Source organism: Janthinobacterium sp. HH104, assembly GCF_001758715.1.
In the GTDB taxonomy this organism is placed as follows: domain Bacteria; phylum Pseudomonadota; class Gammaproteobacteria; order Burkholderiales; family Burkholderiaceae_D; genus Janthinobacterium; species Janthinobacterium aestuarii.
The window spans coordinates 38009-52899 of the sequence record NZ_LRIB01000023.1 but is presented as its reverse complement, the minus strand read 5'-3'; the positions used below and the strand labels follow the sequence as shown (position 1 = coordinate 52899).

Genomic DNA, 14891 nt, shown 5'->3' with positions numbered 1-14891 from the left:
CTGGGCGGTGGCGGGCATCAGTAGTAATTGCCCATCAGCGAAGCCACTTCGACCAGCAGGATGACGGAAAACAGGCGCAGCATTTCGGACAGGCCGTGCGCGGCCCACAGGCGGTTGCGCCGGCCGTGCGGTTCTTCCGGATAGTACGACGAGGCCAGCGGGATCAGGGCGACGGCAAAGCTGAAGAAGATGACTTTGAGCATCAGGATCAGCGCCACGGCCGGATTGAATATCTGCCCCACGACGCGCGTGTAGCCTTGCAGCGCCCACGGCGTAAAGCCGTAGATGGTGATGTAGGCGAGGATCAGCGAGGTGACGCAGCTGACGATGGCCAGCATCCACACGGCGAAGATGCCGGACATGACGCGCGGAAAGTATTCGCGGCGCAGCAGGTCGACGCCCTGGCGCTGCATCTTGTCGAGCATGCCGGACGAGCGCATTTGTGCAAACGCAATGCCGTCGGGCAGGGTCAGGCGCAGCGCGACGAACAGGGCGGCCGTCAGCGGTATCAGTTCCAGCACCAGCACGCGCACGACCATTTCCAGCGCATAGCGCGACAGGCCGTAGCTTTGCGCGCTGACGACGACGATGCGTATCAGCACCAGGCTGACGAGCGCGCAGGCCACGCTGAACCACACGAGATTGGGCGCCGTGTTCGTCACGAGTCGGTGCGCGAGGATGGGGCGGTTGTCGCGGTTATAGCTCGATGGCGACAGGGCCAGCGAAAACACGAGGATGGCGAAATGCAGCATGCGCCACCAGCTGACCAGCCAGGCCATGGTGGCCCGGTGCAGGCGGCGCAGGCTGATGATGAGGGAGACGGATAGGGTCATCATGGCATCTTAACATTGGATGCGTTCGATACAAGCGATTGTGCAGCCGTGCACGGCAGGCCCTTTATTGACCGGCCACGCTGGCGACGCTGTGGATAATCGCGTCGGCCGCCGCCCGCACGCGGGCAGAACGGTTCAGGTCCGCATGCATGACCAGCCACACGTCATACGCTTCCGCCCGCTCGGGCCAGATGCGCACGAGCTGCGGGTCGATGTCGCCCAGGTGGGTGGCCAGCTCGGCCACGCCCAGGCCCGCGCGCGTGGCTTCCTGCAGCATCGCCGCCGAGTTCACTTCCATGGCGACCCGGGCGTTGGCGACGGATTCGCCGGCGATTTTCTCGCCATGGCGCGGCGTCACGGAATGGTGGTAGATGACGATGTCGTGGCCGGCCAGTGCCGTGCCGCGCACGGGCTCGCCCCGTTCGGCCAGGTAGCTTTTCGACGCATACAGGCCCAGGCTGCGCTTGACGAGGTGGCGCGAGATCAGGTCCGGATCGGTGGGGCGCACGCCGCGCACGGCCAGGTCCGCTTCGCGCCGCGTCAGGCTGGCCAGCGCGGGCGCCACGTTGAGCACGATGCGGATGTCCGGGTGGGCCGCGTGCAGCTGCTGCATGGCGCGGATGACGAAATGGCTGGCCATGGTGTCCGTGGTGGCCACGCGCACCAGGCCGCTTAAACGGTTGTCGACGCCCTGCATCTCGCGCTGCAGCTTGTCGGCCGCCCGCTCCATCGCTTCGGCGGCCGTGAGCGCCAGCTCGCCGGCCGGCGTGGGCACGTAGCCCGACGGCGTGCGCAGGAACAGGGTGGCGCCCAGCGAGCTTTCCAGCGCGGCCAGGCGGCGCCCGCACGTGGCCTGGTCGATGCGCAGCAGGGCGGCCGCGCCGCGCAGGGTGCCGGCACGGCCGATGGCGAGAAAGATGCGCGCGTTATCCCAGTCCATCCGTTTCCTTGTGATTGGCGATGCATTTCTGCATCAAGGTGCCGAGTTTATGCCTGTTTACTGCATCATGCAACGCTCGCATAATGGCTGCCCCGCTGTCCCTGCAAGGAATACCATGTCTGCCCCTACACCGCACCGCGCCAACGGCTTGATCCTGCTGACCCTGGCTTTCGGCTTCGTCATGGCGATGATCGACGTCACGGCCGTCAACGTGGCCCTGTCCGATATCGCGCTGGACCTGGCCATTCCGCTGACGGGCCTGGTCTGGGTGGTCGACGGCTACACCCTGACGTTTGCCGCGCTGCTGCTGGCCGGCGGCGCGCTGGCTGACCGCTACGGACCGAAAGCCGTGTACCAGGGCGGCCTGGGCATCTTCCTGCTCGGCTCGATTTTGTGCGGCGCCGCGCCCGACGGGCATTTCTTGACGGCGGCGCGCCTGCTGCAGGGCGCGGGCGCGGCCCTGTTCATGCCCAGTTCGCTCAGTCTGCTCACGCACAGCTTTGACGACGAGCGCGAGCGCACGCGCATGCTGGGCGCGTGGTCGGCGCTGGTGGGCGTGGCTGGTGCATCCGGTCCATTGATCGGCGGCATCCTCGTGCACCAGTTCGGCTGGCGCAGCGTGTTCTGGGTGAACGTGCCGCTGGGCGTGCTGGCCATCGTCATGGCGCAAATGCTGCTGGCCGCGCCGGCGCGCCAGCCGCGCGATCTGTCGCTGTTCAGCCATGCGCTGGGCGTGGCGGCGCTGGCGGGCCTCAGTTTCGTGCTGATCGAAGGGCCCGTGCTGGGCTGGCTGTCGCCCGGCGTGCTGGCGGCGGTGGCATTGGCGGTGCTGTCGGCCGGCCAATTGCTGCGGCGCGAGCGCAGCGGCAGCCATCCGCTGTTGCCGCGCGCACTGTTTCATAGCAGCAGCTTCGGCGCGGCCAATGGCGTGGGTTTCCTGATCAATTTCTGCGTCTTCGGCCAGCTGTTCCTATTGAGCCTGTATTTGCAGCAGTCGGGCGGCGCCGACGCCTTGCAGTCGGGCTTGCGCCTGCTGCCCATGATGGCGGCCTATACGGTAGGCAATTTCATGGCGGGAAGTATTGCGGCCCGCCATGGCACACGCTTGCCCATGCTGGCCGGCTTGCTGGTAGGCGCCGTCATGGCCTTGTTGCTGATGGGCTTGCGTCCGGGCACGCCGTTTGCGCTGCTGGCGTTGGGCACGGCCGTCATGAACGTGGCCATCGGCATCGCCATTCCCGCCATGACGGCCACCGTGATGCGGGTGGCCGGCAAGCAGCATGCGAACAGCGCCGCCGCCGCCCTGAATGCGAACCGGCAAATCGGCGCGCTGGTGGGCGTGGCCCTGATCGGCAGCATCCTGCACATGGTGCAGGACTGGTCGCTGCGCTTGCCGCTGGCCTACGCGACGATTGCCGTCGCGTATGGCCTGGCGGCGGGCCTGGTCTACCGGCACGTGCATCTGCCGAAGACCGTCGCCGCCTGACAGTTTATTGCTCGCGCGTGCTGCGCCATTCCACCAGTTCTTCGATGGTGAGGATCGGCATGCCATGCAGTTCGGCGAAGCGTTCGATATCGTCGCCGCGCATCATGGTGCCGTCCGGATTCATCAGCTCGCACAGCACGGCGGCCGGGTTCAGGCCGGCCATGCGCGACAGGTCGACGGAGCCTTCCGTGTGGCCACGGCGCTCGAGCACACCACCGGGCGCGGCGCGCAGGGGGAACACGTGGCCGGGGCGCACCAGGTCGGCTGGCTTGGCGTTCGGCGCGATGGCGGCGCGGATGGTGGTAACCCTGTCGGCGGCCGACACGCCCGTCGTGACGCCATCGCGCGCCTCGATGGACACGGTGAACGGCGTGCCGTAGCGGCTACCGTTGTCGGACGACATGGGTGGCAATTCCAGCGCGCTGACGACGTCCGTCGGCAGGCACAGGCAGACGATGCCGCTGCATTCACGGATCAAGAGTGCCATGGTTTCGTGCGTGAGTTTTTCGGCAGACAGGATCAGGTCGGCTTCGTTTTCACGGTCGAAATCGTCGAGCAGGATGACGGGGATGCCGGCGCGCATGGCGGCCAGGGCGGATTGGATGCGACCTTCGAGGTCGTTGGAAAGCAGGGTATAGCTGTTGACTAACATGGTGAAACGCTCCTCGCATAGGCGAAAAACGCTGCAGGGCAAGCGAATAGACGCAGCCGGCCGCATCGACAGGTCGAGCGGACATCGCGTTTACTGCACATCTTCTTTCATCCGGACTATACCGTCGGCTCTGGAGTCGCACCAGATCTGCTGACCCTGCCAAACGAAGTTGGACAGGCGCTCGCGGGCTTGACCGTTGCCGGTCTTACCGCCGGTGGGGAATCGCACCCCGCCCCGAAGACGTATTGTTGTGCCGGTCCACATGACCGGCGGCAATACTTTAGCACAATTGAACAAAAGGGGCGGGGCACTGCTGAGTTTGTCATTCGGCAAAGTTGCTTGGGGAAAGCAGTTTTCCTAAGCTGTTTTTAATGGCGGAAACAGGATTTCAGTGTAAGGTACGCTTACTGAATCTTACCGTTGAGAATACATGAAGCTGAGTAAATTACGCCTGATCTCGGGTGCCGTCTTATTGGCGTGCGCCTGCATGGCCCAGGCGGAAATCCGTTTGAGCGATCCCCTGCCGCTGGCACCAGAAGTTACCGTTGGAAAACTGCCGAATGGCTTGACCTATTACATCAAGAAAAATGCCCGTCCCGCGCAGAAAGTGGAATTGCGCCTGGTGGTGAAAGCCGGTTCCATCCTGGAAGACGACGACCAGCAAGGCCTGGCCCATTTCACGGAACACATGGCCTTCAACGGTTCCACGCATTTCAAGCGCAATGAGCTGATTTCATATCTGCAATCGATCGGCGTGAAGTTCGGTGCCGACTTGAACGCCTACACGAGCTTTGATGAAACCGTCTACGTGCTGCCGATTCCCACGAACAAGAAGGAAAACCTGGAAAAAGGTTTTCTCGTGCTGGAAGATTGGGCGCATGGTTTGAAATTCAACCCGGCCGACATCAACAGCGAGCGAGGCATCGTGCTGGAAGAGGCGCGCCTGGGCAAGGGCGCCAGCGACCGCATGAACAAGGTGCTGTATCCGAAGTTGCTGAACGGTTCGCGCTATGCGGAACGCATGCCGATCGGCAAGGAATCCGTGCTGAAAACCTTCAAGCCGGAAGCCATCAAACGTTTCTACAAGGATTGGTACCGTCCCGACCTGATGGCCGTGATGGTGGTCGGTGATGTGGAGCCGAAACAGGCTGAAAAGCTGATCCGGCAGCATTTCGGCAAGCTGAAAAACCCCGCGAAACCGCGTCCGCGCCTGTATGCGGAAGTGCCGCAGCGCTCGCAGACGGAAGCGCTGGTGATCACGGACAAGGAAGCGCCGGACGACAGTGTCTTCATCCGCTATCCGATCCGCGCCGCGCAGGAGCCTGTCACCATCGCCGACTACCGCCGCCAGATGATCGAAAACCTGTATGGCCAAATGCTCAGCGCGCGCATGCAGGAATTGACGCAGCAAGCCAATCCCCCGTTCATCCAGGGCGGCAGCAGCATGGGCAAGCTGGTGCGCGGCTATGAATCGTTCAGCGCCTATGCATTGCTGGGCAAGGGCGGCGTGCAGCCGGCCGTCGATGCGCTGGTGCAGGAAGATGAGCGGGCGCGCCGCTTCGGTTTCAGCCAGGATGAACTGGACCGCGCGCGCAAGGACATGCTGCGCAATTACGAGCGCGCCTACAGCGAACGCGACAAATCCGATTCGGCCGGTTTCGTGGCCGAGTATTCGCGCAACTTCCTGGAACAGGAAGCCATCCCCGGCATCGCCAATGAATTGCTGTACGCGCAGGAGCTCTTGCCACAGGTAACCTTGCAGGAAATCAACGAGACGGTGGCCAAGGTGATTCCCGACCAGCAAAAGAAACTGGTCGTCTTCATGGGCGCCGAGCCGAAAGCGGGCGCCAGCGTCCCGACGCAGCAGCAATTGCTCGACGCCGTGGCGAAGGCCGAGCAGCAGAAGGTCGAGCCGCGCACGGAAAAAGTCCTTGCCAGCAAGCTGATGGATGGCCCGCCGGCCGGCGGCAGCATCGTCTCGGAAAAGTTGAACAGCGCCATCGGCGTGACGGAATTGACCCTGGGCAATGGCGTGCGCGTGCTGCTGAAACCGACGGACTTCAAGAATGACCAGGTGCTGATGGGCTCGACGCGTTTCGGCGGCCAGTCGCTGTTTGGCGACGCCGACATCTACAACGCCCGCTATGCCAGCGCCGTGGTCGGCAGCATGGGCTTGAAAGATCTGGCGCCGCTGGACTTGCAAAAAGTGTTGGCCGGCAAGACGGTCAACGTGGGCGCGTCGCTGGGCGAGCTGAGCGAAGGCTTTGGCGGCTCGGCCAGCAGCGCCGACGTGGAAGCCATGCTGCAACTGGTGTATTTGTATTTCAACGACGTGCGCAAGGATGCTGGCCTGTACCAGTCCTTCATCGGCAAGCAGCAGGACCTGGCGAAAAACAGCATGGCGCAGCCGGAAGCCGTGTTTTACGACGCCATCCAGCACGCCATGTTTGGCGACAACCCGCGCGTCGACGGCGTGCCGCGCGTGGCCGACTTCGACAAGGTGGGCCTGGACCGTTCGCTGGACATCTTCCGCCAGCGCTTTTCCAGCGCGCGCGACATGACCTTCATCTTTGCGGGCAGCTTCGAGCTCGACAAGATCAAGCCGCTGATCGCCAGCTATCTGGGGACCTTGCCCGTGGGCGACGTGCCGCATGCCTACCGCGACGTGGGCATGCGCCCGGTGACCGGCGTCGTCAAGAAGGATATCTACATGGGTAGCGAGCCCAAGAGCACGATTTCCATTACCTTCAATGGCGACGTGGCGTATTCGGACGAGCAAAAGCTGACCTTGCAGGCGCTGGGCGAGGTGCTGAACCTGAAAGTCATCGAAGTGCTGCGCGAAAAGATGAGCATGATCTATGGCGGCGGCTTTGAAACCTCAATGGGCCAGCACCCGTATGGCCATTATTCGGTGGCCTTGAACTTGCCGACGGGACCCGAAAACGTGGACAAGGTGATCGCCGCCGCCTTTGCCGAAATCAACAAGATGAAGACGGACGGGCCATCGGCGGCCGACCTGGAAAAGGTCAAGCTGAACTGGATCACGCGCCAGCAAAAGTCGCTGCGCGAAAACCGCTACTGGATGAGTCAGTTGATGGGTTCCGTGACCCAAGGGCGCGACCCCGCGCACATCCTGCGCTACGAACAGCGCGTGCGCGCCATCACGCCGCAAGCCGTCAAGCTGGCGGCGCAACGCTACCTGGACATGCACAATTATGTGCAGGTGGTGCTGTATCCTGAACGCAAAAACGTTGCAGCCAAGTAACCCTCGTGTTTGATCTGCATGGGCGGCAGCGTGGCGAAGCTGTTAAACTGCCGCTTATTGATGTGATATCGCAATTTAACAAGCAAGGAAATACGATGGCTAAGAAAGAAGAGCTCGATCCGGAAACCCTGGAGTTGATCAACTGGTGTATCGAGGTCGAAGGCTTCCTCGTGGCTGGCGGCGCCACCGTGGCGCAGGCGCAGGACCACATCGAAGAGCAGGTCGAGTGGTTTACCGACCAGTTCTACGACGGCTTGACGCCGGAAGAGGCGGCCAAGGAAGCCTTGGCCTGACCTTCAACAGTAACTTACAGCGGGCGGTGCCTGCCGGGCACAGCCCGGTAGCGCCGCCCGTTTTGCTTTTCTGAAAAGATTTCCATTGGGCAATTAATTCTCCTATTTATTTCCAGGCACCCATGACACTCCGTTCGCGCATTCTCCTCCTGTGTTTCAGCACCTTGCTGGGCATCGTCCTCATCGCTTCATTTTCCCTGTATTCCTTGCGCCAGACCATGATGGCGGAAAGGGTCGAGCAATTGACGGTGCTGGTGGAGCTGGCCAACGCGTCCGTGGAAAAGGCGTATGCGCTGGAACAATCGGGCAAGCTCACACGTGAGCAGGCCCAGCAGCAGGCCAAGCTGGCCATCGGCAGCTTCGCCAAGGACGAGATGTATTATTTCGTGCGCGATTTCAGCACGGACTTGCTGTACGTGCATCCGAATGCGTCGCGCATCGGCGTGCCGCAAAAGAACATGAAGCAGTCGGGTGACCGCTACCGCGTGGCCCTGGCTGCCAGCCGCATCGGCCTTGTGCAGGCGGACGGCACGCGCCCCGGCGTGCCCGACCCGGTGGCGAAGATGTATGCCGTGGTGAAATTTTCGCCGTGGGACTGGCTGATCGGCACGGGTACGTATATCGATGACATCAACCACAAATTCTGGGCCCAGGCGGGCGTGCTGCTGGCCATCGGCGGGGCGCTGATGCTGGTGGTGGGCGCCTTGGCGGCCCTGATGCTGCGCCGCATCCTGGCCCAGCTCGGCGGCGAACCCGACTATGCAGCGGCCATCGTGGCGCAAATCGCCCAGGGCGACCTGACCACGCACATCGATACGCGCCCCGGTGACACGTCGAGTTTGCTGATGGCGATCAAGGCCATGCGCGACAACCTGGCCCATCTGGTGAGCCAGGTGCGCACCGATGCAGAATCGATTTCCACGGCGTCGGGCGAGATCGCCTCGGGCAACCACGACTTGTCAGCGCGCACGGAGCAGCAGGCGGGCTCACTGGAAGAAACGGCGTCGACGATGGAAGAAATGACCTCGACCGTGCGCCAGAATGCGGACAATGCGCGCCAGGCCAACCAGCTGGCCATTTCCGCCTCGCAAGTGGCGAGCCAGGCGGGTGGCGTGGTGAGCCAGGTGGTCGACACCATGGGCGCCATCAATGCCTCGTCGAAAAAGATCGGCGACATCATCGCCGTCATCGACGGCATCGCTTTCCAGACGAACATCCTGGCCCTGAACGCGGCCGTGGAAGCGGCGCGCGCGGGCGAGCAGGGCCGTGGCTTCGCCGTCGTGGCCAGCGAGGTGCGCAACCTGGCGCAGCGTTCGGCCGCAGCCGCCAAGGAGATCAAGCAATTGATCGACAGTTCTGCCGAGCAAGTGGGTGCCGGTGAAAAACTGGTGGCGCTGGCGGGCGAGACGATGGAAAAAGTCGTTTCCAGTGTGCAGCACGTGACCGATATCGTGGCCGAGATTTCCTCGGCCAGCGCCGAGCAAAGTGCCGGCATCGAGCAGATCAACCAGGCCATCGTCGAGATGGATAACATGACGCAGCAAAACTCGGCCCTCGTCGAGCAGGCGTCGGCGGCGGCGCAGGCGATGAACGAGCAGGCGGCCGGGCTGGCGCAGATCGTCAGCGTGTTCAAGGTGGGCGCAGTGGCAGGGGCGCCGCGCCCGACGCAGGCGGCCCAGCGCCGGCTGGCCCGCTAAGTTTTCGTCATAGCGGGAACTTATCGCCTGACCATCTGTCAAATTCTTCTTGGTCCTTAGCGGACGCATAGTAGAGGTGAGCATGACAGATGGTTTTTCCTATCACGCGGCATTTGCCCGCAACCTGGGCTGGGTCACGCAGGCGGAGCAAAACAGCTTGCGCGGCAAACGCGTGGCCATTGCCGGCATGGGCGGTGTCGGCGGCGTGCACTTGCTGACCCTGGCGCGGCTGGGTATCGGCGCTTTCCACATCGCCGATTTCGACACCTTCGATATCGCCAACTTCAACCGCCAGGCCGGCGCCATGGTCTCCACCCTGGGCCAGCCCAAGGTGGCCGTGCTGGCGCAGATGGCGCGCGACATCAATCCCGAACTCGACATCAAGCAGTTTCCCGACGGCATACACGACAGCAACCTGGCCGAGTTCTTTGCCGGTGTCGACCTGTACGTGGACGGCCTGGATTTCTTCGCCTTTCCCGCGCGCCAAGCCACTTTCGCCACGTGCGCCCGCCTGGGCATTCCCGCCATCACGGCCGCGCCGCTGGGCATGGGCACGGCCGTGCTCAGCTTCATGCCGGGTGGCATGACGTTCGAAGAGTATTTCGGCTGGGGCGACTTGCCCGAAGAAGAAAAAGCGCTGCGCTTTCTCGTCGGGCTGGCGCCGGCCGGCTTGCACGGTCCTTACCTGGTCGACCCGTCCGCCATCAACCTGAAGGAGCGGCGCGGGCCGTCGACCATCATGGGCTGCCAGCTGTGCGCGGGCGCGGCCGCCACGGAAGCCTTGAAAATTTTGTTGAAACGCGGCAAGGTGATGGCGGCGCCGCACGGTGTGCATTTCGACGCCTATCGCAACAAGCTCGTGCATACCTGGCGTCCCGGCGGCAACCGTCATCCGTTGCAGCGCCTGACGATGGCCATCATCAAGCGGCGACGCGCCGCGCAGGGGGCATAAATGGCGCAAGCACTGTTGAACGATCCCGTGCTGGAAAGCATCCTCGACCAAGCGCGCTGGGCGCCCAGCGGCGACAACACGCAGCCGTGGCGCTTTGAAGTCGTGGACCCGCGGCACGTGGTCGTGCATGGTTTCGATACGCGCAGCCACTGCGTGTACGACCTCGACGGCCATCCCAGCCAGCTATCGCTGGGCGCCTTGCTTGAAAGCATGGCGCTGACGGCCAGCTGTCACGGCTTGCGCATGGAAGCGCGCCGGCGCCTGTCCATGCCCGATACCCTGCCCACCTTCGATGTGCACCTGATCGACAGCCCCGGCATGCTGCCCGATCCGCTGGCGGCCTTCCTGCCGCAGCGCAGCGTGCAGCGGCGGCGGCTCAGCACGCGCAGCCTGCGCGCCAGCGAAAAGGCGGCGCTGGCGGCCAGCTTGCCGTCCGGCTATGGCGTGCAGTGGTTCGAGGGCGGGCGCGCGCGGCTGGCCTGCGCGCGGCTGATGTTCGACAATGCAAAGCTGCGCCTGACCATGCCCGAAGCGCACAAGGTGCACCGCGACGTGATCGAATGGGGCGCGCGCTTCAGTAACGACCGCATCCCGGAGCAGGCGCTCGGCGTCGATGCGATGACGGCGCGCCTGATGCGCTGGGTCATGCACAGCTGGCGCCGCGTGGATTTTTTCAATACCTGGCTGGGCGGCACCATTGCCCCGCGGCTGCAGATGGACTTGCTGCCGGGCCTGTATTGCGCCGCGCATTTCGCGCTGCTGGCCGATGCGCCGCCGCGCCATATCGACGATTATGTGGCGGCCGGCCGTGCCATGCAGCGCTTCTGGCTGACGGCCACGCAGCTGGGACTGCAATTGCAGCCGGAACTGACGCCGCTGATCTTTGCCCGCTATGTGCGCGAGCGGCGCACCTTTTCGCGCACCGATGGCATGCAGGAAATGGCGCAGGAGTTGGCCGTGCAATGCCAAGGCGTGCTGGGGGCGGCGGCGGTCGAACGGGCCGTGTTCCTCGGACGCATCGGTGCGGGGCCGGCGGCCAGTGCACGCTCCTTGCGCCGTCCGCTGCAAGACTTGCTGGTGGCGCCCACAACGGGGCAGTAGCGCGCGTGACGCCGTGCGCGCCACGGCGTCAGCATCAGTGCCGGTGCCGGCGCCGTGGCGCCAGGCACGCCAGCGCTGCCAGGCCCGCCGCCAGCAGCGGCAAGGTGCCGGGCAGCGCCACCGGGGTGACGCCTGGCACGTAGGCCAGTTCGGAACTGTTCAGCATGTTCAACACGAGGGTGTAGTTGCCCGCCACCAGGTTGTCCGTGATGGCGCCATATTGCCCGCCGCAGGTCTTGCCGGTGCCCGTGCCCGTGGGCGCGCCGCAGCCGCTGGGGTCGTACGTGAATACGCTGCCGCTGGTGAGCGGCGTTTGCGCGTAGCCCGTATTGAGGTTGGCGGCGTCGGCCAGTTCGGTGCCGCCCAGGATGCCGGAGCCCAGGCTGCCGTCGGGCGCCCAGTTGAAGACGATCTGGCCATTGTCATCGATGATGCTGAACGTCATCGCCATATTCGTCGTGGCCGCCGAGCCCGTGCCGGCCAGCGCGTCCAGGTACAGCTGCATGAAGGGCAGGGCCTGGAAGTCGAAGGCCAGGGTTGCGCCCGGCTGGCCGACGACGAAATTGATGGCCAGGGCCGTGCTGGAACCGTTGCGTCCCGAGGCGTCGGCGCTGCCGCCGCCCGTCAGGAAGGTTTCCGCCGCATTCACCGTATGCGTACTGGTCGAGCCCGGCGGGAACGGGGGAATTTGCGAAGTGATGATTTGTGCCTCGCCGCGCGCATACGCGGCGTTGCCCATGCCTTGCTGGGTAAAATCATTTTGCCCTTTGGTCACGGCGCCGCGTGTCGCTTGCGGCGCGTCGATCTCATTGCTGCCACCGTTGATGACGCTGCTGCCGTTGAGCGTGGCGGTGGTGCGCGACAGGTCGATATTGCTGATCAAGGTGGTGGAACCGGTGGGATTGCTGATGACCAGGCCAAAGACGCTGGTGTAGGAATAGCCGTAGGCGGCGGCGCTGGCAGTGCCGCTGCCGGCCAGCAACAGCAAGGCCAGCAGGGCCATTGAAAGTCGGGTGCATAAAAATGTAGTCATGAAAATCCTCATCTCCTGGTCGGCCGCGTTGTAAGGAAAACCGACAGGCTTGCCGCATAAAAAAAAGGCGAGGAGACTCCCTCGCCTGTGAATCCCCCCTGTTGCCTGGTTCAGGCGGCAACTTTGCGGCGGCGGGCGTAGCCCAGGCCGGCCAGGCCCAGGCCCAGCAAGGCCAAGGTGCCCGGTTCGGGTGTCGCCGCCTGTTTCACCAAGTCCACGCTTTCTACCGCATTCAAGGTCAAGGTGTAGTTGCCGGCCGTCAAAGCATTGCTGACGGAGCTGAAGTTGCTGCCGCACGCTGTACCCACACCGGTGCCCGTGGGCGTGCCGCAGCCGGAAGGGTCGTAGGTGAACAGATTGCCGCGCGTGAGGAAATTGGTCGCCAGGCTGGTGTTCAGGTTGGCGCCATCGGCGTTTTCCGTGCCGCCGAAGATGCCCGAGCCGATCACGCCGTCCGGCGTCCAGTTGAATACCGTCGCGCCGGCCGCGTCCGTGATGGTGAAGGTTACGACCAGGTTGGCCGTGGCCGTGGACAGCTGCCCGACCGTGCTTTGCAGGAAGACCTGCATGAAGGGCGACGCCAGGAAGTCGAAGCTCAGGGTTGCCGTGGGCGAGCCGACGACGAAATCGACCGAGAAACCCGTGGTCGAGCCGTTGCGCCCGGACGCATCGGCCGTGCCGGCAGGCCCGTCAAGGTGGGCTTCGGCCACGTTGACGGCCTGGGTGGAGGTGGAGCCTGGCGGGAACGAAGGGAACTGCGTGCTGACGATTTGCGCATCGCCGCGTGAATAGTTGCCTGCCGGGCCTTGTTGCGTGAAGTCGTTTTCGCCCTTGATGACGGGGCCGACGTTGGCGCGTGGGGCATCGAGCGAGCCGGCGCCACCATTGATGACGCTCACGCCATTCAGGGTGGCCGTGCTGCGCGAGATCGTGGTGCTGTTGGCCACCGTGATCTGGCCCGTCGGCACGGCGATCACCAGGCCGAAGATGTTGTTGTACGAATAGCCGTAGGCGCCCGCCTGTGCGCTACCGGCGGCGCACAGCATGGCCAATGCCGCTGCGGCCGGGAGCAGTTTCAGTTTCGAGAGTTTCATTGTATTCACCTCATGGTTGAGTGAGTCTGGAAGTCTTGCCTGAGACCTGTCGGCAGGTGCTCATGGCCAGTACCTAGCGACTTCCATGCCAACGCATGAGGTTCTTTTAAAATCAATGACTTGGCGTGCTTTTGTTGACGCGGTGCAAGCTTTGCCGGATGCGCTGTAAGAAAAACCGACGCCAGCCTTTCAAGGCTGTCCGCCTTGTGGCAACGAGCCCAGCAGGGCGTGCATATGGGGCAGCAAGCGTTGCGCGGGCACATAGTCGCGCATGGCCGTGGCCAGCTGGCGCGCCGCCAGCTTGGCCCGGCCATCGTCGAGCATGCGCGTGGCGGCATGGCGCAGAGCGGTTTCCTGGAAGCGGTCGGCGCGCAGCAGCAGGCCGGCGCCGGCGCCCACGATGCCGTGCATGTTGAGAAATTGGTCGAGGTTGTTGGCGATGCCGATGACGGGCACGCCTGCCGTCAGCGCTTGCTGGCTGGTGGGGCTGCCGCCGTTGCAGATCACCAGGCTGGCGCGCCGGGCGGCCGCGTCGCCCGGCAGAAAGGGCGCGACATAGGCATTCGGTGGCACGGCATCGACGCGGATGGTGCCGGCCGTGGCCGCCAATACGGTGACGGGCAGGGGCGCCAGCGCGCGCAGCACGCGCGGCAGCAATTGCCCCTGGCCTGAACTGCCCAGGGTGACATAGATGATGGGCCGTCCGCTGCTCAGTTCCGGGCGCTGCCACCAGTCCGGCAAGTCGAGCGGCGGCGCCCAGATGATGGGACCCAGGTAGTCGTGCGTGGACGGCATGCCGTGCGGCGGGAACAGTTGCGGAATATCCGCGTACAAGGTGCGGTCGGCATCCGTATAGATGCGCCGCAGGTCGCTGCCCAGCGATGGCAAGCCATGGCGGCGGCGCACGCGGTTCAGGGGCACGGCGTGCGAAGCGAAGGCCAGCGGGCGGATCAGGCGGAACAGGGGATCGGCCAGCCAGATGGGCAGCACGCCCGTCAGGGGCAGGTTGGGCACCGTGTAGTGCTGGCGCACCCAGGGACTCCAGTAGGCGTTGCTGACGGTAATGTAGGGAATGCGCTGCAGGCGCGCGCTGACCGACAGCGACAGGCGGAAGTCGCCGATCACGAGGTCGGGCTGGACGGCATTGAGCAGGCGCAAGTCGTCTTCCACATACGCGTGCAAGGTGCTTTCCGTATACACGGGCTTGCCGTGCGCCAGCGCCTGCAGAAATTGCAGCGATGAAATACTGTCGATGCGCCAGCGGCGGAACGGGGCTTGCTTGAAACAAAAGTCATACCCATCGGCGCAGGCAAAATGCACCTCGTATTTTGCCTCGTCCAGGCCCTGGGCTAGGCTCAGGGGACGGCCAACATGGGCCAGGGTCACTGCCTCGGCCATAAAGAGGATTTTCTTGCGCGCCATAGGGGTCGCTTGTACTCGTGCTGGAGGGGATGCCTGCGAAGTTGGAGTGGCGCCACGCCGTTTAGTTCCCCTGCAGCGGGCCAATGGCGGGCGCCAGGATTTGGCTGCATCAGCTACAGTGGG

General features: G+C 64.0%; 12 protein-coding genes and 1 riboswitch. Of the genes, 6 read left to right on the top strand and 6 right to left on the bottom strand.

Going from position 1 to position 14891, the window contains the following annotated elements; all coding sequences use genetic code 11:
* Positions 1 to 17: 17 nt before the first annotated feature.
* Positions 18 to 833 (bottom strand): ABC transporter permease, encoded by an 816-nt coding sequence (locus JAB6_RS07440; RefSeq protein ID WP_070302288.1) that lies wholly within the window; start codon positions 831 to 833, stop codon positions 18 to 20.
* A gap of 64 nt (positions 834 to 897) precedes the next feature.
* Positions 898 to 1773, bottom strand: a complete 876-nt coding sequence (locus JAB6_RS07435; RefSeq protein ID WP_070302052.1) for a LysR family transcriptional regulator — start codon at positions 1771 to 1773, stop codon at positions 898 to 900.
* A 115-nt stretch (positions 1774 to 1888) separates the two neighbouring features.
* Between JAB6_RS07435 and JAB6_RS07430 the strand changes: the two genes are divergently transcribed.
* The gene (locus JAB6_RS07430; RefSeq protein ID WP_070302051.1) at positions 1889 to 3259 is read left to right on the top strand and encodes an MFS transporter; all 1371 of its coding nucleotides are present in this window, start codon (positions 1889 to 1891) and stop codon (positions 3257 to 3259) included.
* A gap of 4 nt (positions 3260 to 3263) precedes the next feature.
* Here the strand turns inward: JAB6_RS07430 and ribB are convergent, their stop codons facing one another.
* The gene (gene ribB / locus JAB6_RS07425; RefSeq protein ID WP_046683947.1) at positions 3264 to 3911 is read right to left on the bottom strand and encodes a 3,4-dihydroxy-2-butanone-4-phosphate synthase; all 648 of its coding nucleotides are present in this window, start codon (positions 3909 to 3911) and stop codon (positions 3264 to 3266) included.
* Between the two features lie 95 nt (positions 3912 to 4006).
* Positions 4007 to 4157, bottom strand: a riboswitch (FMN riboswitch).
* A gap of 184 nt (positions 4158 to 4341) precedes the next feature.
* On the opposite strand from ribB, the gene JAB6_RS07420 reads away from it, so the two are divergent.
* The 5 genes from JAB6_RS07420 (at position 4342) to JAB6_RS07400 (ending at position 11219) form a co-directional block, all read left to right on the top strand.
* The gene (locus JAB6_RS07420; RefSeq protein WP_070302049.1) at positions 4342 to 7176 is read left to right on the top strand and encodes a pitrilysin family protein; all 2835 of its coding nucleotides are present in this window, start codon (positions 4342 to 4344) and stop codon (positions 7174 to 7176) included.
* A 95-nt stretch (positions 7177 to 7271) separates the two neighbouring features.
* Positions 7272 to 7469 (top strand): hypothetical protein, encoded by a 198-nt coding sequence (locus JAB6_RS07415; RefSeq protein ID WP_010399555.1) that lies wholly within the window; start codon positions 7272 to 7274, stop codon positions 7467 to 7469.
* A gap of 122 nt (positions 7470 to 7591) precedes the next feature.
* Positions 7592 to 9166 carry a methyl-accepting chemotaxis protein gene (locus JAB6_RS07410; protein ID WP_070302047.1) on the top strand — a complete coding sequence of 525 codons (1575 nt, stop codon included), beginning with the start codon at positions 7592 to 7594 and terminating at the stop codon, positions 9164 to 9166.
* Between the two features lie 82 nt (positions 9167 to 9248).
* Positions 9249 to 10118 carry a ThiF family adenylyltransferase gene (locus tag JAB6_RS07405; protein ID WP_034749708.1) on the top strand — a complete coding sequence of 290 codons (870 nt, stop codon included), beginning with the start codon at positions 9249 to 9251 and terminating at the stop codon, positions 10116 to 10118.
* Positions 10119 to 11219: a nitroreductase family protein gene (locus JAB6_RS07400; RefSeq protein ID WP_034749705.1), complete on the top strand. Its 1101-nt coding sequence runs from the start codon at positions 10119 to 10121 to the stop codon at positions 11217 to 11219.
* 34 nt (positions 11220 to 11253) lie between these two features.
* Here the strand turns inward: JAB6_RS07400 and JAB6_RS07395 are convergent, their stop codons facing one another.
* From JAB6_RS07395 to JAB6_RS07385, 3 genes are all read right to left on the bottom strand, one after another.
* The gene (locus tag JAB6_RS07395; protein ID WP_254671510.1) at positions 11254 to 12252 is read right to left on the bottom strand and encodes an EDSAP-1 family PEP-CTERM protein; all 999 of its coding nucleotides are present in this window, start codon (positions 12250 to 12252) and stop codon (positions 11254 to 11256) included.
* 110 nt (positions 12253 to 12362) lie between these two features.
* The gene (locus JAB6_RS07390) at positions 12363 to 13346 is read right to left on the bottom strand and encodes an EDSAP-1 family PEP-CTERM protein (protein WP_034749700.1); all 984 of its coding nucleotides are present in this window, start codon (positions 13344 to 13346) and stop codon (positions 12363 to 12365) included.
* 189 nt (positions 13347 to 13535) lie between these two features.
* The gene (locus JAB6_RS07385) at positions 13536 to 14768 is read right to left on the bottom strand and encodes a glycosyltransferase (protein ID WP_051991011.1); all 1233 of its coding nucleotides are present in this window, start codon (positions 14766 to 14768) and stop codon (positions 13536 to 13538) included.
* Between the last annotated feature and the right edge of the window lie 123 nt (positions 14769 to 14891).